Here is a 25,225-nt window from a genome sequence, read left to right as displayed (position 1 = left end):
ATAACATTACGCATAAAATAAGAAGCCAAAATTGACGTTTGATTATTGATTAATGCTGTTTTTTTGACAGCAAAACTATTTTCAAAAACAATTTAAAATACGAATGCCTGAACCAAACTAAAACCTATGCAAAAAAAACTTGTTATTTTAGTATTGTTAATCGTATTTTCGTTTCGTGCAGCCGCACAAACTGAAACTTTTTATAAAACAGACAAAATCGGCGAAAAATATGCTTATGTCGATGTTATAAGAACCTACGAAAAGGTTGCTGCAAAGGGCTACAAGTCTGTAGATTTATTTCAGAAACTAGGAAACTCTTCTTATTCGAATTGCGAACTAGAAAAAGCTGCCGGATGGTACAGCGAACTCTTTGCTCTAACCACAGATTTAGATCCTGTTTATTATTACCGCTACGCAGAATCGTTACGTTCTATTTCTGAAAATGAAAAAGCCGACGCGCTTATCGAAAAATTAAAACATAAACCAAAAACTTCGATAAAAAAGAAAGTCTAATAAGAACTTGAATTGATATAAAAAACCTCTCTGAAATGGGAGGTTTTTCTATTTACAACACAATCTTATCATTTCGATTTAAGGGAGAAATCCAGAGCAAGGAAAATTTATTTTAAATATATTTGAGATATGAATGAAAACACACAAAATATATCAATAAGGCAAGCTGTAAATACAGATTTACCTAAACTTGCCGAATTTCTGCAACATTTAGTGCATGCAGAAAGGCCTTTCGACGTAACATTAAAAGAAGGAGAGATTTTTTATTATAGTATAGAGGATTTTATTTCTGACCCCAAATCAGAACTTTTGGTTATAGACTTTAACAATCAAATTATTGGTTGTGGATATGCTCAAATTCGACAAGCTAAACCCTATCAAAAACATGATTTTTTCGGATATCTTGGTTTTATGTTTGTAGACCCAGAATTTAGAGGAAAAGGTCTTAATAATCTTTTAATTGACCATCTTAAAAAATGGGTCTTATCTCAAGGAATAACCGAAGTTAGATTAGATGTATATCATGAAAATGAAGCCGCTGTCAACGCTTATAAAAAGGCAGGATTTGAACCAATCCTCACAACCATGCGTTGCGATATAAGCGAAATGGATGATACTATTTAATTGCAACATTTAAACGCAATATTGTGATAAACTTTATGGAAATTTGTCATTTTGATAATGCTAATGGATTTTGATTACGGAATTTCTTTGTCTTGGACGGATTATAATCCATCCCTACAATATACTTTGTTCCTTCGGAACTTCTTCAAGATTAACCGCAATCTTGTCATTTCGACGAAGGAGAAATCTTCACAAGTAACTCGACAAAGATTGGATTCTCGTTATGGAGCTTGCGAAGATTTCTCCCTTCGGTCGAAATGACAAACTAAAGAGATAGACTTTAGATTTATAAGCTAAAACTTAATTGAGCGTAATAAAAAACCTCTCATTTCTGAGAGGTTTTCTTTATATAAAATTTACTATTTCTGATTTAGCAATTTTTCTAAATACTCAATTTTATCTTTTTCTGCTTGAAGCAAACGCTCGTAAAGTTTTCTATTTTCTTCTACCGTTTCCATTAATTTATCTAATGGATTGAAAGTGCAATTGTTACTATTTCCGAAATTCACTTGGCTCGCTTTCGTATCATGAAAAGTATTGAAATAATTAATTGCAGCTTCGTCTGAAAAATTCTTGATAGCTTCAACCGTTACACCAAGTGCTTTTGCCACCTCAACAAGTTTTTCGTCATCAATGGTTTCGCTATTTTCCATAGCAGAAATCGCTTGTTGATTTGTTCCTAAAGCTTGCGCCAAAGCTTCCTGCTTCATATCACGAAGTTCACGAATACGGCTTATTTTTCGCCCTATATGATTTGGTTTTGTTAGTGTGCTCATAATTCAAAGATAATAATAAAGTGTCAAAATTGGTAAAATGTAAAAAACAGATTTTTTTGCCGTGCGATACAGTAAAAAATGATTTCGTACAGCAAAATCTATTTCTTCCTTCGCCGAATCAAACAAAAGTACAATTTTTCTTATAATAATTTTATAAAAGTCAAATCGTAAACTATTTAAAATATACGCCTTATGGAAACGAACCAAACAGAAAAGCTACAAAAACTGCAAAAATTAACCGCTCAGTATTTTACAACGCTACAACCAACCAATGAAGCCAATTTTTATACCGCACAATTCAAAGTCGTCAATTATTTAGAACTCGGCTGCCTCATTACCGATTTACTAAAATTATGCATTCTAGCGCTTGATAATGACATGCATAATTTTTCTAAAAAGGATAAAAGTACAACTATTAATATAAGCCTGATTTTGGAAACGATTCTACATTTGTTTCCTATGGATGAAATGGAGTTTTTGGGTTATGTTGGGGAGATGGTTGAATAGTTATATTAACCCCAATTAACACGCAATCTTGTCATTTCGACGTAAGGAGAAATCTTCACGAAAAACTCGACAAAGATTGGCGACATTCTATATGGAGCTACTTGTGGAGATTTCTCCCTCCGGTCGAAATGACAAACTTTATGGAATTTTGTTGTTTTGCTGGCGCGAGCGTCTCGCTCGTGCATTACTTTGCGTTCACAAGCGAGACGCTCGCGCTATCGGGGCACTAGTGAATTACTTTTTTAATAGAATTTATTGAGAGGTTTAGATTCTTAAAAGTTTGCATAAAAAAGCCTGAAAGGCTAACAGCTCCAAAATAGGGCAACGCCCTATTAGCTAAAACTCAATATAACTCGAAGCCCTGAAAGGGCAATAGACATTCTTATCATCTAATTGCTTACGCCCTTTCAGGGCTTTCTTATTCAATCCTATTACAGACATTGGGCGTTTGCCCAATGCTAAAATGCTTTTAGGCCTTTGGCCTTATTGGAAAATTTCCAATAAAAAAACCTCCCAAAAATCTTGAGAGGTTTTTTTATATCATTAAAAATCAAAAAAGATTACATATTTCTTCTATACTGCCCACCAACTTCAAACAACGCCGAAGTAATCTGGCCTAAAGAACAAACCTTTGTCGCTTCCATTAAATAATCGAATAAATTTTCGTTTTTAATAGCTGCTTGCTGTAAAGCATTTAAATGCTTGTTTACTTTTGCTTCGTGGAAATTATGCAAATTATCCAACATCGTGATTTGATATTGTTTTTCTTCTTCTGTGGCACGAATAACCTCAGCCGGAATAACTGTTGGCGAACCTTTTGAACTCAGGAATGTATTTACACCCACAATTGGGAAATCTCCATTGTGCTTTAAGGTTTCGTAATACAAACTTTCTTCCTGAATTTTAGAACGTTGGTACATCGTTTCCATTGCACCTAGAACTCCACCACGTTCTGTGATTCTGTCGAATTCCTGAAGAACTGCAGCTTCAACTAAATCTGTCAATTCTTCGATGATGAACGAACCTTGAATTGGGTTTTCGTTTTTTGCTAAACCTAATTCTTTATTAATAATCAACTGAATCGCCATTGCACGACGTACAGATTCTTCTGTTGGCGTTGTAATCGCTTCGTCGTAAGCGTTTGTGTGCAATGAATTACAGTTGTCATAAATCGCGTATAATGCTTGTAAAGTTGTTCTAATATCGTTGAAATCAATTTCCTGTGCGTGTAACGAACGTCCAGAAGTTTGGATATGATATTTCAGCATTTGTGCTCTTTCGTTGGCTCCGTATTTGTTTTTCATGGCTTTTGCCCAAATTTTACGCGCCACACGACCAATTACTGAATATTCAGGATCTACTCCGTTTGAGAAGAAGAATGATAAATTTGGTCCAAAATCGTTGATGTTCATTCCGCGGCTCAAATAATATTCCACGTAAGTGAAACCATTTGAAAGCGTAAATGCCAATTGCGTAATTGGGTTTGCTCCTGCCTCTGCAATATGATATCCTGAAATCGAAACCGAATAGAAATTACGAACGTTTTTAGTAATAAAATATTCCTGAACGTCACCCATTAAACGCAAAGCAAATTCGGTTGAAAAAATACAAGTATTCTGCGCCTGATCTTCTTTTAAAATATCAGCCTGAACCGTTCCACGAACTTGCGATAACGTTTTGGCTTTTATATCATTATAAACTTCCTGAGGTAAAACCTGATCGCCCGTAACGCCCAAAAGCATTAATCCTAAACCGTTGTTTCCGGCAGGAAGTTCGCCTTGGTATTTCGGTCTTTCGATTCCTTTTTCTTTGTATAATTTGTTGATTTTAGCTTCAACTTCTTTTTCTAATTCGTTTGCTTTGATGTAAATCTCACATTGCTGATCGATTGCCGCATTCATAAAGAAACCTAACAGCATTGGCGCAGGCCCGTTAATCGTCATACTTACCGAAGTTAAAGCGTGAACCAAATCAAAACCTGAATATAGTTTTTTAGCATCATCCAAACAGCAGATCGAAACTCCTGCATTTCCAATTTTTCCGTAAATATCTGGACGCAAATCTGGATCGTTTCCGTATAGAGTAACACTGTCAAAAGCTGTCGAAAGACGTTTTGCAGGCATTCCCGCACTTACGTAATGAAAACGTTTGTTGGTTCTTTCTGGTCCGCCCTCGCCCGCAAACATTCTTGATGGATCTTCGCCTTCACGTTTAAACGGATACAATCCTGAAGCAAACGGAAATTCACCAGGAACATTTTCCTGTAAATTCCAACGCAGAATATCGCCCCAGCCTTCATATTTAGGTAAAGCAATTTTTGGAATCTGTAAATGTGATAAACTTTCAGAATGTGTTGCAATCTTGATTTCTTTATCACGTACTTTAAAGGAGTAAACTGGATTTTTGTATTTCGCAACCTTTTCATCCCAATTCAAGATAATTTCCCAATTGTACGGATCTAGATCCATTTTTACTTTATCGAATTGATTCAGTAAAAGATTTAAAAAGATTCTGTTTTCATCGTGTTCTTGAAATCCTGCTGTTAAAACAGAAGAATCATCAATTCCAGCTTTATTTATTTGAGGCACTTTTCCAGAAACCGATTCAATGGTTTTGAAAATTCCGTATAATTTCTGCGCTACTTTTTGTTGCGAAATAGCTGTTTCATCATAAGATCTGTTATTCTCTGCAATTTCAGATAAATAACGCGTTCTGTGTGGTGGAATCACGAAGATTTTCTCGCTCATTTCCTTCGTAATTGTAAAAGTCGATTTCAAATCTGAAGCCGTTTTTTCTACCACTTTATCCATAATCGCTTTGTAAAGCGTGTTCATTCCAGGATCGTTAAACTGCGAAGCAATCGTTCCGAAAACTGGCATTTCGTCTGGGCTTTTATCCCAAAGATTATGGTTTCTTTGATATTGTTTTTTTACATCGCGTAAAGCGTCTAAAGCTCCGCGTTTATCAAATTTGTTTAACGCTACTAAATCGGCAAAATCAAGCATGTCGATCTTTTCCAATTGTGTTGCAGCTCCAAATTCTGGTGTCATTACATATAAAGAAACATCAGAATGATCCATAATCTCGGTATCAGACTGACCAATTCCTGAAGTTTCCAGAATAATCAAATCGTATTTTGCGGCTTTTAAAACCTGAATCGCTTCGGCTACATATTTAGATAAAGCCAAATTTGACTGACGTGTTGCCAGCGAACGCATGTAAACACGAGGATTATTAATCGCATTCATACGGATTCTGTCTCCTAAAAGCGCTCCTCCCGTTTTTCTCTTAGAAGGATCGACAGAAACTAATCCGATTGTTTTTTCTGGAAAATCAATTAAAAATCGGCGAACCAATTCGTCAACCAAAGAAGATTTTCCTGCTCCACCCGTTCCTGTAATTCCTAAAACTGGAATTTTTGAAGTGGCATTGCTTTCGTGAATTTTATCAAAAACTGGTTTTGCAATTTCTGGGAAGTTTTCGGCTGCAGAAATTAAACGTGCAATTGCAGTTGGAATTTTATTCTCAATATGATCGATTTCTCCGTTCAGTTTATCTCCAATAGGAAAATCAGCTCGCTGAACCAAATCATTAATCATTCCTTGAAGTCCTAAAGAACGTCCATCGTCTGGAGAATAAATTCTTGTAATTCCATATTCATGTAATTCTGAAATTTCGCTTGGAAGAATCACTCCGCCGCCGCCGCCAAAAATCTTAATATGTCCTGCTCCTTTTTCGCGAAGCAAATCATACATATATTTAAAGTATTCGTTGTGTCCGCCTTGGTACGAAGTCATTGCAATAGCATTGGCATCTTCTTGAATTGCGGTATTTACCACTTCTTCAACACTTCTGTCGTGACCTAAGTGAATTACCTCAACGCCCGTAGACTGTATTATACGACGCATGATATTGATGGCAGCATCATGTCCGTCAAAAAGCGAAGCAGCAGTAACAATTCTTACTTTATTTTTAGGAATATATGGTATTTGTTGTTCCATTTTATGAATATGATAATTTTATGCGACCAATGTACAAAATATTTTAATATTTGATTAAGACAATAGCTTTATGTTAACAAAAATAAATCGATTTCGTAAACCGATAAGGTAACAATTTACGTAATTAATTGATATAGTTAAAGAAAGCTTAAAGACATGGCAATTTCGCAACATTTAAATAAAATCAGGAAACATGTTTTGAGTACTCCAATAGTAATTTAGCAGTGTAGAAAAGCCCCAAATTTTTACCTATGACTTACATAGAAAAGTAATAACGTAAAAATTAAAAAAATGAGAACATTTTATTCATTCACCGTAATTTTAGGTTTGAGTTTTTTTGTATTTTCTTTTAGTAAACTTGAAAGCACTAATACTACATATACAAAAACTTCAAACAACACAATCGTTTACCATAACAATCATGATGTAGACGAAATTTCGAACGACTTCTTTAAAAGATATTCTGATTTGAAAAAATATAAATCTGATGTGATGTCGTTGTACAAAAACAGAACTCTTGGAACGATTTGGTTTGATGAAGACGAAATCAGCGAATTTGGAACTGTTTTGTATGAAAAAGCAAAAAAAACAAATGATTTGGTAATTCCTTATCAAAAAGAAATTGATCAATTGTTTAGCTCTTCATCAGACAAAAGCACTCTTTCTCAAACTGATGCAGACATGTTATTAAGTTCTTTGTATGTTTTATACACCAAAAAAAATAACGCAGATAAGAAAAAACTAGCTTACAATGAAATGCTGAAAGATTTCTTGAACTATAGCACAATCGAAGAAACAGCTACAGTTGATGCTAATGCAAAAGTGGAGTATGATCAATATTACAAATTGCAAGATATTCTAAAAAAATACAAAAGATTAGAAAATTCTAGCAAATGGAAACCAATTGTTCCTGCTGAAACTCCATACAAAGATTTGCGTCCAGATGCGGTTTCAAATACTATTGCACAGGTTAGAACTCGTTTGTACTTATTAGGAGATTTAAAAAATGATTCTAAAAGTGATGTTTATGATCGTGAATTGATGGATGCCGTAATGAAATACAAAGTTCGTAATGGTTTTAAACCTAATTATATTTTAGCAGAAGAACATATTAAAGAAATGAATGTTCCGCTTGAAGATAAAGTTGCGACTTTAAAACTTAATATGGAAAGATGTCGTGAAATTTCAGCTTTAATTGCTGCTAGCGATGAGTATGTATTGGTAAACGTGCCTTCTTATGAATTGATTTATGTGAAAAACGGAAAAGTTCAATTGACTTCGCCTGTATTTGTGGGAGCGCCTTTAACTAAAACAACCATTTTTAATGGTGAGATAGACAGAATTGTTTTTAGCCCTTATTGGACAGTTCCGCAAAGCATTGTACAAAATGAATTAAGATCTAAAATTGCATCAGATCCAAATTATCTTGCAGAGAAAAACATGGAAATGATTAACGGACAAGTAAGACAAAAACCAGGACCAGACAATTCTTTAGGATTAGTAAAATTTATGTTTCCAAATCCAGATGATATTTATATGCACGATACGCCATCTAAAACTTTATTCGATTTTGAAAAAAGAACTTTCAGCCACGGATGCATTAATGTGAAAATGGCTAAAGAATTAGCTGTTGCAATGCTGAAAGATTATCCTGAATGGACTCAAGAAAAAATAGATAAAGCTATGGCTGGCAAAGTAGAAAACAGTTTTAAACTGACAAAAAAAGTACCTATTTATATTACTTATTTTACTTCATTGGTAAATGAAAAAGGTGAAGTTGGTTTCTTTCAAGATGTTTATGAAAAAGATGCCAACTTGACAAATACGGAAACATCTATTACTGTAAATTAATTCTAGTTAGAATTAACATAAATCGGAAGCTCACAATGTGGGCTTCCGATTTTTTTTGTCAATAAAAAAACCTTAATATATTGTTTTTAAAGCTTTTAGATCTAAAAATATATTTAATCGCTCCATACCTTTGCCTCATATTAATACCACTAATTTTATTGATCATGAAAACTGAAAACATTGAGGGATTAACACTTTTTGAAATTAATTTGTTGATACAACAAGGCGGAAGATTTGTAATGTTTCCTAATATAATGTCTAAACTTAAAAGCATTTATTTTGTTCGCCCTAAAGAAAAAATATTCAAATATGCCTTAAAGCATTTTTTTAAAAATATCTTGAATGGATGGCGAGACTTTCCTTTAAGACCATTTTATATTTCAAAATCTTTATTTTATCTGGCAATAGGCGGTAAAGATTATACAAGTAAAGTATTGGCCGATTTAAATCGAATCAATCCCATTTACAATCCAAATTTATATTGCCTACAATACGTTTAAAGCCCTTTTTTGTCCCAAATAAATTATAATCTTTCAAGGCAAAAAAGCAATTTAAAAGCACAATTGAACAAACGAATTGCTTTTTGCTCTTGAAAAAATTGCAATCTGAAATCGTTTTATTCACTTTGCAAGATGCTTTTTTACTTAACAGAAAACATTAAAATTTACTATTAGTATATTAAAAATAACGTAAAATGTTATTCTTAAATCTTTTAAGGGTAATATTATTTTAACTTTTTTTCTTCTTTTGCTTTATTGTTTAGCCCCATTTTTTTTATAACCGTTTAAAATTTAAACCATTATGAAAACAAATAATATAGAAGGTCTTACGCCGTTTGAAATAAATCTTTTAATTCAGCAAGGAGGAAAGTTTATCATTTTTCCATTTATTATTTCTAAAATGGTAAAAAGGATTAAAGAAACTAATATCTATTTTATTCGACCAAATGAAAGTACATTCAAATATGCTATGAAACACTTTTCTTTGAATTTATCGCTAAGCTTGCGCATTTTTCCTTTGGCTCCAATTTATATTATAATGTCATTTTTTTATTTAATGAAAGGCGGAAAAGATTATACAGAAACTATGTTAGAAGATTTAAACACCAATAGCCCAATTTACAAGCCTCAATCTAAATTATCATACTAATAAAGCCTCAAAACTTTCCTTAAAATCATCTCATAAAAATACGAGATGATTTTTTTTTCAAATTCATACAAAAACCAATTCTAATAAAGATCTAAAGATCAATAGTTTTAATTTAAAAAACATGAAATACATAAGATTTTATCCTTATTTTAGCTTCTGTTATTTTCACCTAAAAACTCAACTTTATGGAAGATTCAAACGAGTTAGTACAAAAACAAAGCTGGCTAAACCGAAACTGGAAATGGCTTATTCCTAGCGGATGTTTAACTCTTTTAGTATTAGTCGCTTTATTTATTGGAGGAGTTTTCTATGAAGTAACTTCAGTACTTAAAGATTCTGAAGCTTATAAAGAATCTATGATAGCCGTAGAAAATAACAAACTTGTAGTTGAAAAACTCGGATCTCCTGTAGAAACAGACGGAATGGTTTCTGGAACTGTGACTTCGCATAATAACATACGAACTTGCGATGTACAAGTTCCGCTTAAAGGTCCAAAAGGCAAAGGAACTTTATTTGTTGTAGGCGAAAAAAGAGGTACATGGAAATACAGCGAAATGTCTGTTTATATTGAAAATACAAATGAAAAAATAGATTTATTACAGAAATAAAAATCTATTCTCCTAACAAAAACTATAAAATGAAATCTTTTTTTAGTCTATTCTTTGGACTCTTTCTGTGTGTCTCTTCTTTTGCACAATCTTCACAAAATTACCAATTTTACGTCAATCGAATCAAACAGTTCTCAAAACCTGCAAGAATATTACGTAATGACATTAATACGCAGGGAAACGGCTCTATCGAATTTACCAATGCTAAAAATCAGGTACTGCGTTTTCGACTACAAGACAATAAACTTCAATTAGGATCTTGTAGAATTGCTTTTGAAATATATTATTATGAAAATAATTATTTGAGAAGAATTGAATCTCTTGACAGTAACGGGAATTTAATTGGATGCAATTTGAAATTAAACGGAGAAGCAGTTACAGAATATATTCTTGAAAAACCGACTTTATATCTCAAAAAAAAGAAAGTAATTGATGATGCTGAAGGAAACATTGATATGAAAGATGATTCTAATGAAAAAATCATTCGTGTTGAGTATTTTGACAGTAATAATAAACCAATAATGCTACTAAAGCCTGTCTACATTTCTAGCAAAACTTATTGGCAAAATAATATTCGAATGGCTTGGCCATAAATTGAGGCGTTAAAAAAATTAAAGTTCTAAGTTCCTAAGTTCTCTTATGTTAAGTTTACAACAAAATGTTAGTTTGCTTAAAATAAAAATGTGGCGTTGTTTTTGAATAAGTAGTACTTTTGAAACTTAAATAAAACCCCATAATGAAAAAGATTTTACTATTAGCCGTTACGTTTTCGCTTACTTCTTGCGCACAGGTACAACAGACTTTAAATCAATTGCCTCAAATATCTTCTCAGCTTCCAGGAGTTGGAGGAGTTGATATTGCTTCTGGTCTAAAAGAAGCATTAAACAAAGGAATTACAGAACAAGTAAGCAAATTAACTGCAGTAGATGGATTTTACAAGAATGAAGCTGTAAAAATTTTAATGCCAGAAGAACTTCAAAAAGTAGATGCAACCCTTCGTAAAGTAGGATTAAGCTCTCTTGCAGATGAAGGAATCAAAATGATGAATCGCGCTGCAGAAGATGCTGTAAAAGAAGCAACCCCGATCTTTGTTTCTGCTGTAAAAAACATGTCATTTACTGATGCTAAAAACATTCTTTTAGGAAATGATAGTGCAGCAACAACTTATTTGCAAGGTAGTACAACAACTGCATTATATGCCAAATTTAATCCCGTAATTAAAAGCTCTTTCGAAAAAGTAGGTGCAGATGCCGTTTGGAAAAACATCATTACGAAATACAACACTATTCCGTTAGTAAAAAAAGTAAATCCAGATTTAACTGATTATACAACCAATCAAGCTTTATCTGGTGTTTTTAAAATGATTGCCGTAGAAGAAAAAGAAATTAGAAATAACATCTCTGCAAGAACAACACCTTTATTAAAAAGCGTTTTTGCTCTTCAGGACGGAAAATAATTTTTTAAGACTCAAAGAAACAGAGCTACAAAGGTTCAAAGTTTTTTACTAATGAATCTTGATAATTAACTGAAAAATCAAAAACAAAACGACCAAAATGCAAAAAATAACGATACTTATTCACTGCAAAGATCAAAAAGGAATTATTGCTGCAGTGACTACTTTTATTGCTAAGGTAGAAGGAAACATTACCTACATTGACCAGCATGTCGATGTAGAGCAAAATGTATTTTTCATGCGTTTAGAATGTGAATTTACCAATCAGAGCAGTAATATTGACCACATAAAAGAAAAATTCAGCAAGACTATTGCTGCCGATTTCAATATGTCTTGGGATTTGTACAATCAGGAACAAAAACCTAAAATGGCTTTGTTTGTTTCTAAATATGATCATTGTTTATTTGACATTTTAGGCCGTTACAGCGCAGATGAATTAGGAGTCGAAATTCCTATGATTATAAGCAATCATAATGATTTACGTTCAATTGCAGAACGTTTTGATATTCCGTTTCACTATGTTCCTTTTACAAAAGACAATAAAGAAGAAGGTGAAGCTAGACAGATAGAACTTTTAAAAAGATATCAAATCAATTTTATCGTTTTGGCGCGTTACATGCAGATTGTTACTCCAAAAGTGATTTCGCTTTACGAAAATAAAATTATTAATATCCACCATTCGTTCTTACCTGCTTTTCCAGGTGCAAAACCTTATCATTCGGCTTTTAAACGTGGTGTAAAAATTATTGGTGCAACAAGCCACTACGTAACAGAAGAATTGGATGAAGGTCCGATTATCGAGCAAGATATCGCAAGAGTTTCTCATATACATTCTGTAGAAGATTTTATCATGAAAGGTCGTGATTTGGAACGCATTGTTTTAGCAAGAGCTATTAAATTGCATGCCGAAAGAAAAACTATGGTTTATAGCAATAAAACTGTTGTTTTTTCTTAAGGTTCAAAATTACTAAGACTCTAAGATTTTCTAATCTTTGAATATAATTTAACCCGATAGGTTTTAAATCCTGTCGGGTTATTTTTTTTCACAATCTTTCCATATTAGGAGTTTCAGCATCTTAAACACTTAAAAAACGTTATCAGGATAGCAAAATGGCCTTTGTCAAATTTCTAAATAAAACTGAGAATTAGTAAATTTTGATAAATTGAAATTATTTAGCACTGCAGAAAGCTCAAAACGACGATCTAAAAAATCTTAACGTATGCTCAACAAAGTAATAACAAAACCTTAACAGCATAAGATTGATATATGTCGGACATTTGTAGTGTAATAAACTGGTTATTTATTATTTTGGTTTTGGTTAGTTAAATGATGCCGGCTTCTTCGAGATGCCGGCATTCTTTTTTTATCACCATTTGGTTTCATGTTTTGGGTTTTCTTAATTTCAAGTTTACCTTATTTTCTTTTTGGTTTACTTACCAAAAGCGTACATTTTCTGTATTGCAAACTTTTTCAAAATATACATTAACTTATTTTCAACAAAGTAATAACAAGACCTTAACAGCATAAGGTTTATTTATTTCGGACATTTGTAGTGTAATAAACTGGTTATTTATTATTTTGGTTTTGGTTAGTTAAATAATGCCGGCGTCTTCGAGATACCGGCATTTTTTATTTCAAGTTTTTTGTTGCTTGTTGCTTTACTTTGAACTTATTTTAACCGCAAAGAGCGCAAGGTCTTTTGCAAGGTTTTTAAATAAAACGCAAAGTTCGCAAAGCAATAAAAAAAGCTTTGCGAACTTTGCGTATAACTTAGCATAGTTTGCGTTTAAGTTTCTAAAAACCTGAAACAAACAAAAACTAATTCTTTAATCTTTCGTGAAGTAATTTAAAGTATTGAAATGCTTTTAACAATCTACTGCCATGCCAGGAAAACATTTCGCCATCGACAAAAATGGTTTTGGCATGATGCGTAAATCTTCCAATTTCAAAAGCATCTTCTTCTTTAAAAGGATAAGGTTCTGAAGAAAGAAAAACAATATCAGGATCGCCTTCAATACGCATTTTCTTTAATTCGATTTCGGGATAACGTCCTTTGTCTTCGTAAATATTTTTAAAATGATTCAGTTTAAGCAGTTCATTTATATAGGTATCTTTTCCTGCAACCATATATGGATTTTTCCAAATAAAATAAGCCGCTTTCTTTTCTTTTATATTCTGAATATAATTTTTGAAATCGCTCAAGGCGAAAGCCAACTTATCGTTCCATTTTTGTGCTTCGGTTCTACAGTTGAATAATTGTCCGAAATCTGAAATCATCTGGAAATTATCTTCAATAGAAACGATATTTGTTACCCAAACTGGACAGATTGTACTTAACTGCTCTACAATTTCTTGCGTGTTTTCTTCTTTATTGCAAATAATGATATCTGGCTCAAGAATCTTTATTTTCTCGAAATGAATTTTCTTAGTACCGCCAACAGTCTTTTTGGTAGATTTAAAATGAAACGGATGGACACAGAACTTCGTTATTCCGATAATTTTTTCTTCCAAACCTAAATCGTATAATAATTCTGTTTGCGAAGGAACTAGCGAAATAATACGTTTTGGAGCTGTTTCAAAAGAATGTAAAGTACCTAGCTGGTCTTTTATTTGCTTCATAATTGTTGGTGTGTGTTTTTTAACGCAAAGTGCACAAAGGTTTTTCGCAAAATGCACAAAGAAATTATCTGTAATCTTGTAAAAAGTCTTTTAAGTTCTCAAAGAAAAATTTAAGTATTGCTTTATCTATGCTTTGAGAACTTAAAAAAACTTTAATTCAAAAAGATAAAACTCTGCGAACTTTGCGAAAAACCTTTGTGCACTTTGCGTTAAAACTATGTTCAAAGCTAACTTTAAACCTAAGACTTAGAATCAATAATCTCAGCCATTTCCTGCTGTACTTTCAAAGCTTCTTCTCTAGCCTTCTCTGCAAAATCGGTTCCTTTTGAAGCGTAGATGATAGCTCTTGCCGAATTTACCAAAAGTCCCACTTTATCATTCATTCCGTATTTACATACTTCAGATAAACTTCCGCCTTGAGCGCCAATTCCGGGAACCAATAAGAAACTGTCTGGAACAATTTTTCTAATTTCTGCAAAATATTCTGCTTTTGTTGCACCAACAACATACATTAAATTTTCGCTGTTTTTCCAAGTTTTAGAAGTCTCTAGAACTTTTTTGTACAATTCTTTTCCACCCGTATCTAAAGTCTGAAAATCGAAAGCGCCCTCGTTAGAAGTTAAAGCCAACATAATAGTATATTTATTTTCGAATGCTAGAAAAGGCTCAACAGAATCTTTTCCCATATATGGAGCAACCGTTACACTATCAAAATTTAGATCTTCAAAAAAAGCTTTTGCATACATGCTAGAAGTATTTCCTATATCTCCGCGTTTTGCATCTGCAATCGTAAAAATATCAGGATAATTTTCGTTGATATAATTGATTGTTTTTTGCAAAGACATCCAGCCTTTTATTCCATATGCTTCAAAAAAAGCTGTATTTGGTTTGTAACCAACGGCTAAATCGTTAGTCGCATCGATTATAGCTTTATTAAACTCAAAAATAGGATCTTCTGTTTCTAATAAATGCTGCGGTATTTTTGTCAAATCAGGATCTAAGCCAACGCATAAAAATGATTTTTTTTGAAGAATTTGTTCGTGTAGTTGTTGTGTTGTCATATTGTATTTTGCTAGTGCGGCAAAATTACAAATTATAATTGTGAATTGTAAATGGTTAATTGCAAATGGCCGAAATGGCATCAAAGAGTAAATTATTTAATTGTTCGGTTTCCTAACTATTTAACTAATGCATTGAATTTCTGCAATATCTATACAAAATTATGTAATAAAAAGGTTGAATTTGAAAGTAACTTTGAAATAAACCCTTTAAAAAGACAGTTATGAACCCAAATATCGGAATTACACCAAAGAACCTAAAAAAGAGCGCCTCTATGCTGGCTACGATTTTGTCTAATGAAATGACATTGTACGTAAAAACAAGAAAATTTCACTGGAATATTTCTGGAAATAGTTTTATGGAACTGCATAAATTGTTTGAAGAGCAATATCGTGTGCTTGAGGCTAATATTGACGAAGTTGCAGAACGCATTAATCAGTTGGGAGAAAAAACGATTGGAACAATGAAAGAGTTTATAGACAACTCTACCTTAAAAGAATCTCCAAAAGAATATGCTTCGCAAAAAAATATGCTGTCTGAACTTTTAGAAAACCATGAACAATTGGTTACAGAATTTAGAGGCTACATTCCAATTTTTGAGAGTGAAAATAATGATATAGGTTCTGCCGATTTTGTGACAGGATTACTGCAGGAACACGAAAAAATGGCTTGGATTCTGAGACGATATCAGGAATAACACGCATAAAAAATGAAAATTATGCAACAGTCCAAAAAATAAATGTAACAAAATGTTGTTTGAGAAGTTGCAATTTTACAATACAATAAATGACAAAAAAGAGATACCATGAATACTACAGAAATAAAAGGAAACTGGAATGAGCTGAAAGGTAAACTGAAACAAAAGTTTGCAACTCTAACAGATGATGATTTGATGTTTGCTGAAGGAAAAGAAGACGAAATGTACGGAAGACTTCAGAAAAAACTGGGAAAAACAAAAGAGGAATTTCATCAAATCCTGTCAGAATTGTAAATCCTTACAACTCAATCAGGGAAATACCGTCTAGTAAAAATATTAGGCGGTATTTTTTTGAAAAATTTATTTTAAAATCACATTTTCATGTAATTCTATGCTATTTAAAAGCAAAAACACCAAATAAAATAAGTATCTTTAACCAAATTTCTATAAAATGAAACTATTTATAAAGTTCGATATCAATACCATTTGCTCTCTTTATTTAAAACAAAACTTAGAAGAAAACAATGTAAATTTTACAACTCTAGGATTTGGAGAAATTGAGATTGAAGACAATCTTGATGCCGAAGCATTGGAGAAATTAAAAACTAAATTGGCTCCTTGCGGTTTTGAAGTAGTTGAAAATCAAAAAAGTGTACTTGTCCAAAAAATAAAAGATGCGATTATCGAACTTGTATTTATGGATGATAGCAATAATTACAAAAGTTCTGTGTTTTTGGCAGAAAAGCTAAACCACAGCTACGGATATTTATCTAATGTTTTCTCAGAAGTAACATACTCTTCTATAGAAAATTTTATTATTTTACAGAAAATTGAAAGAGCAAAACAGCTAATCATTATCAATGAAATGAGTTTGACTGAAATTGCTTTTTTACTAAATTATTCTAGTGTTGCGCATTTGAGTACACAGTTTAAAAATACAACTGGTATTACTCCATCTGCTTTTCAGAGAATTATTAAGAAACGAAGAGAAAATTTAAAATAAAACCCAAATACCACAATCAAAATGCAAAAAAACGCATTACACATTTTATTGGCCGATGATGATGAAGATGACCGTCTTTTCTTTAAAGATGCATTTGAAGAAATAAAAATACAGACAAATGTAAATTTTGTCCACGACGGAATGCAGTTAATGGATCATTTAATGAATACAGACAATAAACTTCCTGATATTTTGTTTCTAGATTTAAACATGCCTAAAAAAACAGGTAAAGAGTGTTTAATTGAAATTAAAAAAACGGACCACTTAAAAGATATAATTATTGCCATTTACTCTACTTCTTCGTCTGAAGAAGATATTGAAGACACATTTATTCAAGGCGCTAATATTTACATCAAAAAGCCTAGCGATTTCAATACGCTGAAAAAAATAATTAATGAAGTCGTAACTGTAAACTGGCACTATCATACCTCTGGGTTAAACCGTGATAATTTCTTGCTGCGACTAAAATAGAGCATACCAATGAAATGGATACCAAATTTTAATTCTTCAAACTCTTTGAGAGTTATTTTTGTAATCGCAGTTTTCATTCTGTTATTTCTTTCTTCAATTGCTTACAAACATAATCAAGACTTGAACGAATCGAGTAAATTGGTTATGCATACCTACGAAATCAACATACAGCTCGAACGCTTAATGTCGGCTATAAAAGATGCAGAAACGGGCCAACGAGGATATATTATCACTCGAAATGCCCGTTTTCTAACTCCTTACATTTATTCGAGAGATAAGGTAAATACTTCTTTTATTACCTTAAAAAAACTAACTGCTGATAATGAGCCGCAACAGGAAAATCTTCAGAAGCTTTTCAAACTCATTACGCAGCGCTTTGTTTCTTTTGAGAACTGTTTAAAATACAGCGATCCAAAAACATACGACAAAAGAAAACTCGACAACCACATGTTTGGCGGAAGGATCTTAATGGAAAACATTCGCTTTAAGGTCGACGAAATGAACGATATTGAAAAAACATATCTCAAAAAAAGGCTTAAAATTTACGATGCCGAAATCTCATTAAGTCCGCTTTTTTCTATTTCGCTATTCTTGGTTGCTTTAAGCTTCATTTTATTATCTTACAGACAAATTAGCCGCGATTTTGAACGTTTAAAAGTATTCAATAAAAAGCTTTTAATCTCAAGCGGATTAATTTCTGAATCTGAAAATATCGGTAAGTTCAGCACTTGGCAATGGGATTTGGATTCTGATAAAATAGATTTCTCAGACAATCAGTTTCGATTATTAGGCCTTGAGCCAAAATCTTTTGCTCCCAATAAAGCAACACTTTTAAAATATGTGCATCCAGATGATAAAGAATCTGTCGCAAAGGCAATTGACGGAATTATAGAAAAGAAACATCTTCCGTTTGTATACTACAAAATTGTACGTCCCGATTTTGAAGTTCGTTATTTTAAAACTACGGGCAAACTCGTAACCGACCAACAAGGAAGCAAAATTTTACTTGGAATTAATTTTGATATTACAGACGAACATCTTCTTAATATTGAACTTCAGGAAAGAAATAAAGAGTTGGAGAAAAGCAACAAAGAGTTGGCTTCATTTAATCATGTAGCAAGTCACGATTTGCAGGAACCACTAAGAAAAATACAAACTTTTATTTCGAGAGTTTCTGATGCCGATAAAAAAGTCATGTCTGAAAGCGGCAAAAATTACATCACTAAAATTGAAAGTTCAGCAAAAAGAATGCGTGTTTTAATAGACGATCTTCTTTTGTTTTCAAGAACGAATACCACGAAAAAAGAGTTCATCAAAACAAGCCTTAATGACCTTTTGAGCAATGCAGAATCTGAATTGGCAGAAATAATCGAAGAAAAGAAAGCTGTAATTAAGGTTTCAAAACTTCCAAAACTTTCTGTAATTCCATATCAGATCGAGCAGCTGTTTATTAATTTAATTGGAAATTCATTAAAATACAGTAAGCCTGATATTGAACCGGAGATATCAATTTCGAGCGAAAAAGTAAATTCTTCCGAGTATCCAGAAATATTAGAACAGTCTATAAAGAAATTTCATAAAATTACTTTTACAGATAACGGAATGGGATTTGATCCTCAGTTTAAAGAAACTATTTTTATTCTTTTTCAGCGTCTTCATTCTAAAACAGACTATCCAGGAACCGGAATTGGATTGGCAATCTGCAAGAAAATTGTAGAAAATCATAAAGGCCATATTACAGCCGATAGCACTTTGGGCAAAGGCTCTGTATTTACCGTATTCCTGCCCGATTAAAATTTCATTTTAATTTGTAAGAAAAAAAATCGCTACATTATACTAAGAACAAAAAAAGAAATTATAGAAAAATCTATAATTTCTTTTTTTTTTTACACCAAACTTAAACTTCACAAACCTTTGATTTTAAAAGGATAAAACCCAAAAATAATTCTGTTATGGGAATTATATAACGATTCATTTTTATGCTGTAAAGGAAAATCTTTCATTCGTTAGCATCTTTGTAATGTAATACTTTAGGAACTAATAATGAAAGCAATTCCCCCATTAAAAGCTACTTATCTTAAAGTCTTTTTCTTATTTGTATTAGTTGTCTGCATTACGTCATGCAGAAAAATTAATCCGATTGAAAATACTTTGAAAAATCAAGCTTTTGCAAAAAATGACAGAGAAGAAACGGAAGTCTTCTTTTTTATTTCAGCGGCGAATATTAGCAAATCTATTATTTCAAAAAGTCAAATTGCACAACAAAAAAGTTCAGATGTAATTGTTCAGGAATTAAGCAAAAGAATAGAAATTGAAGAGAATCAGTTGCTACAAGAAGTAACCAAAATGGCCACATCTAAGCTCATTGTCATTACTGAAATAAACGCCATGCACAAACGAGACCTGTACAACCTCATTGATGCTAGCAACAAAGATTTTAACAGCATCTATCTCGACGCCACAACAGAAGCTTTATGTGATCAAATTGAATTACTTGAAACGATTTCTAAGGAAACAAATGATAAACAAATTTTGGAACTGGTTCTCCGTTTTTTGCCCGAACAATACAAACTCTTACGAGAGACTGAAAGAATAAAAAAACAAAATGAATAAACGCCTATTATCTATACTATTAACTAAATTTTTTACTATGAAATTACAAGCCAATTTTTTATGCGCCTTAACACTTTTTTTATCAGCTTCGTTTGGAATGCTGCACGCTCAGGACAATAATGTAAATACCGAATTTGGTGTAAAAGGAGGATTCAACATGTCTAATCTTTACGGCAGCGGAGATGATGTAGATGACAACAATGTTTTATACGGATTTAATGCCGGAGTTTATGCTACCCTTCCTATTTCAGATTTTGTAGCAATTCAGCCAGAACTTTTGTTTACCACAAAAGGGGCAAAATTAGAATACAACAACGCTCTTGCAAGTGGGGATGCAAAATTTAGACTTAATTATATCGAGCTTCCGCTTTTAGTGCGAGTTAATGTGACAAAAAACTTTAACATTCACGCCGGTGGTTACGCTTCTTATCTAGTAAGCTCTAAAGTAAGCGGAAACGGAAGTATTGATTTTGACCAAGATATTGACACAGATGATCTTGCCAAATTTGACGCAGGTATTTCTGCTGGTGTTGGAGTAGATTTTAACCCAATTAGCGTAGGATTACGTTACAATTACGGTTTAACCACTGTAGGTAAAGAAAGAACGGTTGCAGGAACAACATATACATTTCCTGACGCAAAAAACAGCAACTTGACTTTATATCTTTCTTATAAGTTAAATTAAAAGAATTGATTATTAACCATTAAAATAAAAAACCATGTCAAACTTATTATATACAATCGCAGTGATTCTGGTGATACTTTGGGCTCTTGGGTTCTTTGTTTACAGTTTCGGAAGCATTATTCATATTCTTCTTGTAATTGCCATTATTGCCGTATTGCTTCGACTAATTAAAGGTCGAGAAGTATAAAATCACACTTTTTATTAAATCAACAAATTATTAAATATTAATCCATTAAAATTAATTTATTATGAAAACTAGTAGCACAATTTTAGGAATTTTAGGAGCCGCAGCGGCGGGAGCATTCATAGGTGTTTTATTTGCACCAGACAAAGGATCAAACACAAGAAAAAAAATCAAAGATAAATCAAAAGATTACGGTGATAATCTAAAAACAAAATTTGATGGTATTGTAAACACAATCACTTCAAACGGTAAAGAAATTATCGAAGAAGGAAAATCTAAACTTAACCAAGTTAAAGAAGATTACAATACGCTGAAAGACGACGTTAAAACAGTAAAATCAAACTATTAATCGAGATATTAATTAGTGAAATTTTCAAACCATAAAACCCTATATCATGGAACCAAATGCAACAACAAACGAGGACTTAAATCTTTATGAAAAAGCTGAAAACTATGCTAAAACAAGTTTAGAATTACTAAAACTGAAAACAGTATGTTCAGTTGCTGATGGTGCTTCATCATTGGCTTCAAAGATAGCGATTGGTATTGTTGTTGCATTTTTTACTTTGTTTCTAAATATTGGCATTAGTTTATGGATTGGAAAAGAACTTGGAGAGTACTACTACGGCTTTTTTATCATGGCATTATTTTATCTTATTGTAGTGATTGTGGTTGTGAAATCGCATCATAAATTGATAAAAACTCCTATTGGTAATACGATCATTTCAAGTATACTGAAAGAAACCAATAAATGATTTAATTATTAATAAACATAAAAAGACTATGGAGGCTATTTACAATATTGATCAGTTAAATCAAAAAATTGAGGAATTAGAAATTCGCCAAGATAAAGAATGGTGCGATATAAAAGACGAAATCGACGAGATTAAGAACAATTTAAAGCCAATAAACCTCATTCGCAATACGGTAGAAGAAATCAACGAAACTGTTGGTTTTAAAAGTCATATTGCTCAGTCGGCAATTAGTATCGGAATTGGTTATCTGGCAAAAAGATTTATTGTTGGTAAAGGCGATTCAATGTTCAAAGGCGTTTTGGGCTCAATCGTTCAGCTTATCGTAACAAACCTGGTTTCGAAACCTCATCATGAATCTTCCGAAGAAGAAGAATCATCACAATACGAACCGTCTAGAGAGTAATTTGTTTAACTTAATTTTAATTATTATGGAAAAGTTTAGCGAAATAATGATAAAAAACGGTGTATACGTTTACTCGAATCTATATAAATGTTTTGAATACACAAGGATATTTCTAGGTGTCTAATTCCATCATACGTTTTTGGGGAAACAAGTGATGGAAAAGGACCTTAATTATATATTTAAGATACTAAGTTGCTAAGATTCTAAGGTTCTAAGTTTTATACTTCGATTTTTTTAATCTTGCTTACTGATCTTAAAAATAAAAAAACGCAACTACTTTGTAGTTGCGTTTTTTTTATGTCTTTAATTCCAAAAACTCAGAACCTTAGAAACTCAGAACCTTAGAATCTTAGCATCTCAGAACCTCTACCTATAATCCTGATAAATCGGTAATTTCAAACCCGCGTAAATGTTACAGCCTTTTGAAGTGTTTGAAAACAGATTGGTAAATAGCGTTCCAGAACCAATAAATAATGGACCTGCTCTAAAACCAGCTCCTATTTGCGTTCCGCTGTATTGCATATACGTTACAGGAACATAAAAGCTAAATTGTCTTGTTTCGTATCTTGGCGAAAAAGTTACCGAATTGGCAATTGCAGTTCCGTTTACTTTTTTGGCATCTACTAAACTGAAATCTCCACTTAAATTCAAATAAAATCTTTGATTGATATTCCAATCAAAATTGGTGTGCAAAGCCGTTGGTAAATTTGCTTTCACTCCTTTTCTAGAAGATATTTTAGTATAGTTAGCGTCAAAAAATTCAAAAATATCATCTGCATCCTCAATATCTTGCTGCGTTACTCTTCCTGTTATATTATAAGTATTCTCTACAATATTTTTATAGTTTAGTTTTCCAATATCGGTTATAGAAGCTGCTGCTTTAAACTTATAGCGGTTTCCTGCGCAAGAATGACAGTTTGTACGATATTCATAAGTAAAACCTAAATCTACTCCTACTCCTGCCGATCCCATATTAAACTTTGGATCATTTCCGTTGGCATAATCATAACTCGCCGCTGTTTTTATTGTTCCTGTCGAATAATATTCACTTAACGAAGGATTTGCTTCATTTTTAGTAAAAGCTACGTTCAAATCACTTCCGTTAATATAGCCGTTTACGCCCGCCATTAAGTACTTTAAAGTAATTCCGCCTTTTACAAAATGATCGTCACGATCGAACAAAACCGTCGCATAACTCGCTCCAATTTCAGCCCAAGAATTCGAAACACCATTCGGATTTCCGCCTGCAATTAAAAAATTATCAGAAGCATTTACATCTTTATTAACCTCATCAATAAGCTGTCCGTTTATGCCAACTAGATTTGTAACACTACGCACACGCGTAAAAAGTGCAACGCTATGCAAAGGCGTGATATTAAACATAACAGACGGCCCCATAATATCAGCATTAAAATTCCCCCTATTATTCGATTTGAAATTCTTGCTCGCTTGAGTATCCAGATCGTAACCGCCGTCTAATATATTGGCAAAATTAACTCCGTATAAATCATTTTGCCCAGTTCCGCTTACAGATACAAACGTAACGTCGGCTTTATACTTCGAATCCACAATATTAGAAGGATTAAACAATGCGGACTGAATTCCTGCAAAATTATCATCTCTAAATCCGAAATACGATTGCGATCGCGCATAAAAAAAGCTTCCAAAGAAGCAAAATAGAAGTAAAGTTCTCTTCATAAATTAGATTGGTTTTGGTTGGTTTAGTATTCTTTTTGGGTATAAAAGCATGACAAATATGAGATAAAAAATTCAGCAAAAAAAGCTAGTTTTTTTTAGGTTCTAAGATGCTAAGATTCTAAGAAACTAAGTTTTAAGCACTAGTCTTATAAATCTTACTTCGCAATATTCTTCTGTAGTATTGGTCTTAATTTATGATACTCTTTTTAAAGAAATAAAGCCTTAAAAATCTAAAATTCCGAACATTAAATTTTCATTAAAAAAGCGATGCTAAATTTTTTCCATAAAAAAAGCCGAACAAATGTTCGGCTTAATATTATTATAAAGTCCTAAAAGAAAACTTAGAACCTCAGCATCTTAGAATCTTAGCATCTCAAAAATTTAGTAAACTTCTGAAGCTTCTTTCAATTTCTCCATGTTATTAACTAACTGAAGCTCAGAAACGATTTTCTGAATATCGCCATTCATGATATTTCCTAAATCGTAAAGCGTTAAACCAATACGGTGATCCGTTACACGACCTTGTGCATAGTTATACGTACGGATTTTTGCCGAACGGTCTCCAGAACTTACCTGAGAACTACGTTTTTTAGCATCTTCTTCCTGCTTTTTGGCCAATTCCATTTCGTATAAACGAGAACGTAATACCATCAAAGCTTTATCTTTATTCTTATGTTGCGATTTTTCATCCTGACATTGCGCCACCAAACCTGTTGGAATGTGCGTTAAACGTACAGCCGATTTCGTAGTATTTACCGATTGTCCTCCAGGTCCAGACGAACAGAAGAAATCTACACGAACATCGTTCATATCTACCTGAACATCAAACTCTTCAGCTTCTGGCAAAACCATAACCGTTGCAGCCGATGTATGCACACGTCCTTGAGTTTCAGTCTGCGGAACACGTTGTACACGGTGAACACCCGCTTCAAACTTCAAAGTTCCGTATACATCTTCTCCAGTCACCTCAAAAATAACCTCTTTGAAACCTCCAGAAGTACCCTCGTTCATATCTACAACAGATGATCTCCATCCCATAGATTCGCAATATTTCGTGTACATTCTGAATAAGTCACCTGCAAAAATACTCGCTTCGTCCCCACCCGTTCCGGCGCGGATCTCCACCATAACGTTTTTCGCGTCTTCAGGATCTTTAGGAATAAGCATAAATTTGATTTCCTCCTCCAATTCTGGCAGACGTTCTTTTGCTTCATCCAATTGCATTTTGGCCATTTCCACCATTTCAGCATCACTTCCGTCAGCAATAATTTCGTTTGCTTCGTCGATGTTTGCTAAAATTATGATGTACTCTTCTCTCTTTTCAACAAGCGCTTTTATCCCTTTATATTCTTGGTTAAGCTGCTTATAACGTTTTTGATCAGAAATAACATCCGGCTGAATAATCAAATCCGAAATCTCATCGAAACGCTGCTTTACATATTGAAGTCTATCTAACATTTTCTAATTCCTTTTATTGGACGGCAAAATTACAAAATTTTTATCGAAAATTCTAGTGTTCATTTTTTAGGGAATTTAAGTTGAAAATTTAGTGGAA

General features: G+C 32.8%; 27 protein-coding genes. 21 read left to right on the top strand and 6 right to left on the bottom strand.

Going from position 1 to position 25,225, the window contains the following annotated elements; all coding sequences use genetic code 11:
- Positions 1-126 precede the first annotated feature (126 nt).
- A complete protein-coding gene (locus tag AC1Q5Z_RS01560; protein WP_343588533.1) occupies positions 127-513 on the top strand; it encodes a tetratricopeptide repeat protein in 387 nt (128 codons plus the stop codon).
- 129 nt (positions 514-642) lie between these two features.
- Positions 643-1,137, top strand: a complete 495-nt coding sequence (locus AC1Q5Z_RS01555) for a GNAT family N-acetyltransferase (RefSeq protein WP_492443522.1) — start codon at positions 643-645, stop codon at positions 1,135-1,137.
- A 359-nt stretch (positions 1,138-1,496) separates the two neighbouring features.
- On the opposite strand, the gene AC1Q5Z_RS01550 is transcribed toward AC1Q5Z_RS01555, so the two are convergent.
- Entirely contained in the window at positions 1,497-1,913 is a 417-nt protein-coding gene (locus AC1Q5Z_RS01550; RefSeq protein ID WP_492443520.1) for a helix-turn-helix domain-containing protein, read from the bottom strand.
- A 192-nt stretch (positions 1,914-2,105) separates the two neighbouring features.
- Here AC1Q5Z_RS01550 and AC1Q5Z_RS01545 point away from each other — a divergent pair, with 192 nt between their 5' ends.
- The gene (locus AC1Q5Z_RS01545; protein WP_492443518.1) at positions 2,106-2,420 is read left to right on the top strand and encodes a hypothetical protein; all 315 of its coding nucleotides are present in this window, start codon (positions 2,106-2,108) and stop codon (positions 2,418-2,420) included.
- A gap of 560 nt (positions 2,421-2,980) precedes the next feature.
- Here the strand turns inward: AC1Q5Z_RS01545 and AC1Q5Z_RS01540 are convergent.
- Positions 2,981-6,421, bottom strand: a complete 3,441-nt coding sequence (locus AC1Q5Z_RS01540) for a methylmalonyl-CoA mutase family protein (RefSeq protein WP_492443516.1) — start codon at positions 6,419-6,421, stop codon at positions 2,981-2,983.
- Between the two features lie 291 nt (positions 6,422-6,712).
- On the opposite strand from AC1Q5Z_RS01540, the gene AC1Q5Z_RS01535 reads away from it, so the two are divergent.
- From AC1Q5Z_RS01535 to purU, 7 genes are all read left to right on the top strand, one after another.
- The gene (locus AC1Q5Z_RS01535; protein WP_343589952.1) at positions 6,713-8,272 is read left to right on the top strand and encodes a L,D-transpeptidase family protein; all 1,560 of its coding nucleotides are present in this window, start codon (positions 6,713-6,715) and stop codon (positions 8,270-8,272) included.
- A 164-nt stretch (positions 8,273-8,436) separates the two neighbouring features.
- The gene (locus tag AC1Q5Z_RS01530) at positions 8,437-8,772 is read left to right on the top strand and encodes a hypothetical protein (protein ID WP_343589951.1); all 336 of its coding nucleotides are present in this window, start codon (positions 8,437-8,439) and stop codon (positions 8,770-8,772) included.
- Between the two features lie 301 nt (positions 8,773-9,073).
- Complete coding sequence (locus tag AC1Q5Z_RS01525) at positions 9,074-9,421, top strand: hypothetical protein (RefSeq protein ID WP_343589950.1); 348 nt, start codon at positions 9,074-9,076, stop codon at positions 9,419-9,421.
- A 185-nt stretch (positions 9,422-9,606) separates the two neighbouring features.
- Positions 9,607-10,029 (top strand): cytochrome c oxidase assembly factor Coa1 family protein, encoded by a 423-nt coding sequence (locus tag AC1Q5Z_RS01520; RefSeq protein ID WP_492443513.1) that lies wholly within the window; start codon positions 9,607-9,609, stop codon positions 10,027-10,029.
- A 29-nt stretch (positions 10,030-10,058) separates the two neighbouring features.
- Positions 10,059-10,622, top strand: coding sequence for a hypothetical protein (locus tag AC1Q5Z_RS01515; protein ID WP_492443511.1), 564 nt, complete (start codon positions 10,059-10,061; stop codon positions 10,620-10,622).
- A 143-nt stretch (positions 10,623-10,765) separates the two neighbouring features.
- The gene (locus AC1Q5Z_RS01510; protein WP_198856947.1) at positions 10,766-11,485 is read left to right on the top strand and encodes a DUF4197 domain-containing protein; all 720 of its coding nucleotides are present in this window, start codon (positions 10,766-10,768) and stop codon (positions 11,483-11,485) included.
- 97 nt (positions 11,486-11,582) lie between these two features.
- On the top strand, positions 11,583-12,437 hold the full coding sequence (gene purU / locus AC1Q5Z_RS01505; RefSeq protein ID WP_198856946.1) for a formyltetrahydrofolate deformylase: 855 nt from the start codon (positions 11,583-11,585) through the stop codon (positions 12,435-12,437).
- 864 nt (positions 12,438-13,301) lie between these two features.
- Here purU and AC1Q5Z_RS01500 read toward each other — a convergent pair.
- Positions 13,302-14,102: an ABC transporter substrate-binding protein gene (locus tag AC1Q5Z_RS01500; protein ID WP_343589944.1), complete on the bottom strand. Its 801-nt coding sequence runs from the start codon at positions 14,100-14,102 to the stop codon at positions 13,302-13,304.
- A 239-nt stretch (positions 14,103-14,341) separates the two neighbouring features.
- The gene (gene pyrF / locus AC1Q5Z_RS01495; RefSeq protein ID WP_492443510.1) at positions 14,342-15,163 is read right to left on the bottom strand and encodes an orotidine-5'-phosphate decarboxylase; all 822 of its coding nucleotides are present in this window, start codon (positions 15,161-15,163) and stop codon (positions 14,342-14,344) included.
- 221 nt (positions 15,164-15,384) lie between these two features.
- Here pyrF and AC1Q5Z_RS01490 point away from each other — a divergent pair, with 221 nt between their 5' ends.
- From AC1Q5Z_RS01490 to AC1Q5Z_RS01440, 11 genes are all read left to right on the top strand, one after another.
- Positions 15,385-15,858, top strand: coding sequence for a Dps family protein (locus tag AC1Q5Z_RS01490; RefSeq protein WP_278022337.1), 474 nt, complete (start codon positions 15,385-15,387; stop codon positions 15,856-15,858).
- 108 nt (positions 15,859-15,966) lie between these two features.
- Positions 15,967-16,152, top strand: a complete 186-nt coding sequence (locus tag AC1Q5Z_RS01485) for a CsbD family protein (protein WP_198856942.1) — start codon at positions 15,967-15,969, stop codon at positions 16,150-16,152.
- Between the two features lie 157 nt (positions 16,153-16,309).
- Entirely contained in the window at positions 16,310-16,861 is a 552-nt protein-coding gene (locus AC1Q5Z_RS01480) for a helix-turn-helix domain-containing protein (protein WP_278022338.1), read from the top strand.
- 21 nt (positions 16,862-16,882) lie between these two features.
- Positions 16,883-17,332, top strand: coding sequence for a response regulator (locus tag AC1Q5Z_RS01475; RefSeq protein ID WP_198856940.1), 450 nt, complete (start codon positions 16,883-16,885; stop codon positions 17,330-17,332).
- Positions 17,333-17,341: 9 nt separating this feature from the next.
- A complete protein-coding gene (locus AC1Q5Z_RS01470) occupies positions 17,342-19,126 on the top strand; it encodes a CHASE3 domain-containing protein (RefSeq protein ID WP_198856939.1) in 1,785 nt (594 codons plus the stop codon).
- Between the two features lie 249 nt (positions 19,127-19,375).
- The gene (locus AC1Q5Z_RS01465) at positions 19,376-19,945 is read left to right on the top strand and encodes a DUF4142 domain-containing protein (protein WP_343590000.1); all 570 of its coding nucleotides are present in this window, start codon (positions 19,376-19,378) and stop codon (positions 19,943-19,945) included.
- 37 nt (positions 19,946-19,982) lie between these two features.
- Positions 19,983-20,630, top strand: coding sequence for a porin family protein (locus AC1Q5Z_RS01460; RefSeq protein ID WP_198856937.1), 648 nt, complete (start codon positions 19,983-19,985; stop codon positions 20,628-20,630).
- 34 nt (positions 20,631-20,664) lie between these two features.
- The gene (locus tag AC1Q5Z_RS01455) at positions 20,665-20,817 is read left to right on the top strand and encodes a lmo0937 family membrane protein (RefSeq protein WP_111365189.1); all 153 of its coding nucleotides are present in this window, start codon (positions 20,665-20,667) and stop codon (positions 20,815-20,817) included.
- A gap of 61 nt (positions 20,818-20,878) precedes the next feature.
- Positions 20,879-21,163 (top strand): YtxH domain-containing protein, encoded by a 285-nt coding sequence (locus AC1Q5Z_RS01450; RefSeq protein WP_198856936.1) that lies wholly within the window; start codon positions 20,879-20,881, stop codon positions 21,161-21,163.
- A 46-nt stretch (positions 21,164-21,209) separates the two neighbouring features.
- Entirely contained in the window at positions 21,210-21,569 is a 360-nt protein-coding gene (locus AC1Q5Z_RS01445) for a hypothetical protein (protein WP_198856935.1), read from the top strand.
- A gap of 28 nt (positions 21,570-21,597) precedes the next feature.
- Positions 21,598-21,972 carry a hypothetical protein gene (locus tag AC1Q5Z_RS01440; RefSeq protein WP_198856934.1) on the top strand — a complete coding sequence of 125 codons (375 nt, stop codon included), beginning with the start codon at positions 21,598-21,600 and terminating at the stop codon, positions 21,970-21,972.
- 366 nt (positions 21,973-22,338) lie between these two features.
- On the opposite strand, the gene AC1Q5Z_RS01435 is transcribed toward AC1Q5Z_RS01440, so the two are convergent.
- Both AC1Q5Z_RS01435 and prfA read right to left on the bottom strand, forming a co-directional pair.
- Positions 22,339-23,670: a DUF5723 family protein gene (locus tag AC1Q5Z_RS01435; protein WP_492443508.1), complete on the bottom strand. Its 1,332-nt coding sequence runs from the start codon at positions 23,668-23,670 to the stop codon at positions 22,339-22,341.
- A 381-nt stretch (positions 23,671-24,051) separates the two neighbouring features.
- The gene (gene prfA, locus AC1Q5Z_RS01430; RefSeq protein WP_111365195.1) at positions 24,052-25,128 is read right to left on the bottom strand and encodes a peptide chain release factor 1; all 1,077 of its coding nucleotides are present in this window, start codon (positions 25,126-25,128) and stop codon (positions 24,052-24,054) included.
- Between the last annotated feature and the right edge of the window lie 97 nt (positions 25,129-25,225).

The organism is Flavobacterium sp. GW823-FHT06G12 (genome assembly GCF_058794775.1).
Note: the sequence above shows the minus strand (reverse complement) of the source record. Positions and strands in the feature narration are given on the sequence as shown.

Bases quoted from the DNA above. Each gene is read 5' to 3' on its own strand.
- AC1Q5Z_RS01560 (WP_343588533.1), top strand. From the start codon at position 127: ATGCAAAAAAAACTTGTTATTTTAGTATTGTTAATCGTATTTTCGTTT.
- AC1Q5Z_RS01555 (WP_492443522.1), top strand. From the start codon at position 643: ATGAATGAAAACACACAAAATATATCAATAAGGCAAGCTGTAAATACA.
- AC1Q5Z_RS01550 (WP_492443520.1), bottom strand. From the start codon at position 1,913: ATGAGCACACTAACAAAACCAAATCATATAGGGCGAAAAATAAGCCGT.
- AC1Q5Z_RS01545 (WP_492443518.1), top strand. From the start codon at position 2,106: ATGGAAACGAACCAAACAGAAAAGCTACAAAAACTGCAAAAATTAACC.
- AC1Q5Z_RS01540 (WP_492443516.1), bottom strand. From the start codon at position 6,421: ATGGAACAACAAATACCATATATTCCTAAAAATAAAGTAAGAATTGTT.
- AC1Q5Z_RS01535 (WP_343589952.1), top strand. From the start codon at position 6,713: ATGAGAACATTTTATTCATTCACCGTAATTTTAGGTTTGAGTTTTTTT.
- AC1Q5Z_RS01530 (WP_343589951.1), top strand. From the start codon at position 8,437: ATGAAAACTGAAAACATTGAGGGATTAACACTTTTTGAAATTAATTTG.
- AC1Q5Z_RS01525 (WP_343589950.1), top strand. From the start codon at position 9,074: ATGAAAACAAATAATATAGAAGGTCTTACGCCGTTTGAAATAAATCTT.
- AC1Q5Z_RS01520 (WP_492443513.1), top strand. From the start codon at position 9,607: ATGGAAGATTCAAACGAGTTAGTACAAAAACAAAGCTGGCTAAACCGA.
- AC1Q5Z_RS01515 (WP_492443511.1), top strand. From the start codon at position 10,059: ATGAAATCTTTTTTTAGTCTATTCTTTGGACTCTTTCTGTGTGTCTCT.
- AC1Q5Z_RS01510 (WP_198856947.1), top strand. From the start codon at position 10,766: ATGAAAAAGATTTTACTATTAGCCGTTACGTTTTCGCTTACTTCTTGC.
- purU (WP_198856946.1), top strand. From the start codon at position 11,583: ATGCAAAAAATAACGATACTTATTCACTGCAAAGATCAAAAAGGAATT.
- AC1Q5Z_RS01500 (WP_343589944.1), bottom strand. From the start codon at position 14,102: ATGAAGCAAATAAAAGACCAGCTAGGTACTTTACATTCTTTTGAAACA.
- pyrF (WP_492443510.1), bottom strand. From the start codon at position 15,163: ATGACAACACAACAACTACACGAACAAATTCTTCAAAAAAAATCATTT.
- AC1Q5Z_RS01490 (WP_278022337.1), top strand. From the start codon at position 15,385: ATGAACCCAAATATCGGAATTACACCAAAGAACCTAAAAAAGAGCGCC.
- AC1Q5Z_RS01485 (WP_198856942.1), top strand. From the start codon at position 15,967: ATGAATACTACAGAAATAAAAGGAAACTGGAATGAGCTGAAAGGTAAA.
- AC1Q5Z_RS01480 (WP_278022338.1), top strand. From the start codon at position 16,310: ATGAAACTATTTATAAAGTTCGATATCAATACCATTTGCTCTCTTTAT.
- AC1Q5Z_RS01475 (WP_198856940.1), top strand. From the start codon at position 16,883: ATGCAAAAAAACGCATTACACATTTTATTGGCCGATGATGATGAAGAT.
- AC1Q5Z_RS01470 (WP_198856939.1), top strand. From the start codon at position 17,342: ATGAAATGGATACCAAATTTTAATTCTTCAAACTCTTTGAGAGTTATT.
- AC1Q5Z_RS01465 (WP_343590000.1), top strand. From the start codon at position 19,376: ATGAAAGCAATTCCCCCATTAAAAGCTACTTATCTTAAAGTCTTTTTC.
- AC1Q5Z_RS01460 (WP_198856937.1), top strand. From the start codon at position 19,983: ATGAAATTACAAGCCAATTTTTTATGCGCCTTAACACTTTTTTTATCA.
- AC1Q5Z_RS01455 (WP_111365189.1), top strand. From the start codon at position 20,665: ATGTCAAACTTATTATATACAATCGCAGTGATTCTGGTGATACTTTGG.
- AC1Q5Z_RS01450 (WP_198856936.1), top strand. From the start codon at position 20,879: ATGAAAACTAGTAGCACAATTTTAGGAATTTTAGGAGCCGCAGCGGCG.
- AC1Q5Z_RS01445 (WP_198856935.1), top strand. From the start codon at position 21,210: ATGGAACCAAATGCAACAACAAACGAGGACTTAAATCTTTATGAAAAA.
- AC1Q5Z_RS01440 (WP_198856934.1), top strand. From the start codon at position 21,598: ATGGAGGCTATTTACAATATTGATCAGTTAAATCAAAAAATTGAGGAA.
- AC1Q5Z_RS01435 (WP_492443508.1), bottom strand. From the start codon at position 23,670: ATGAAGAGAACTTTACTTCTATTTTGCTTCTTTGGAAGCTTTTTTTAT.
- prfA (WP_111365195.1), bottom strand. From the start codon at position 25,128: ATGTTAGATAGACTTCAATATGTAAAGCAGCGTTTCGATGAGATTTCG.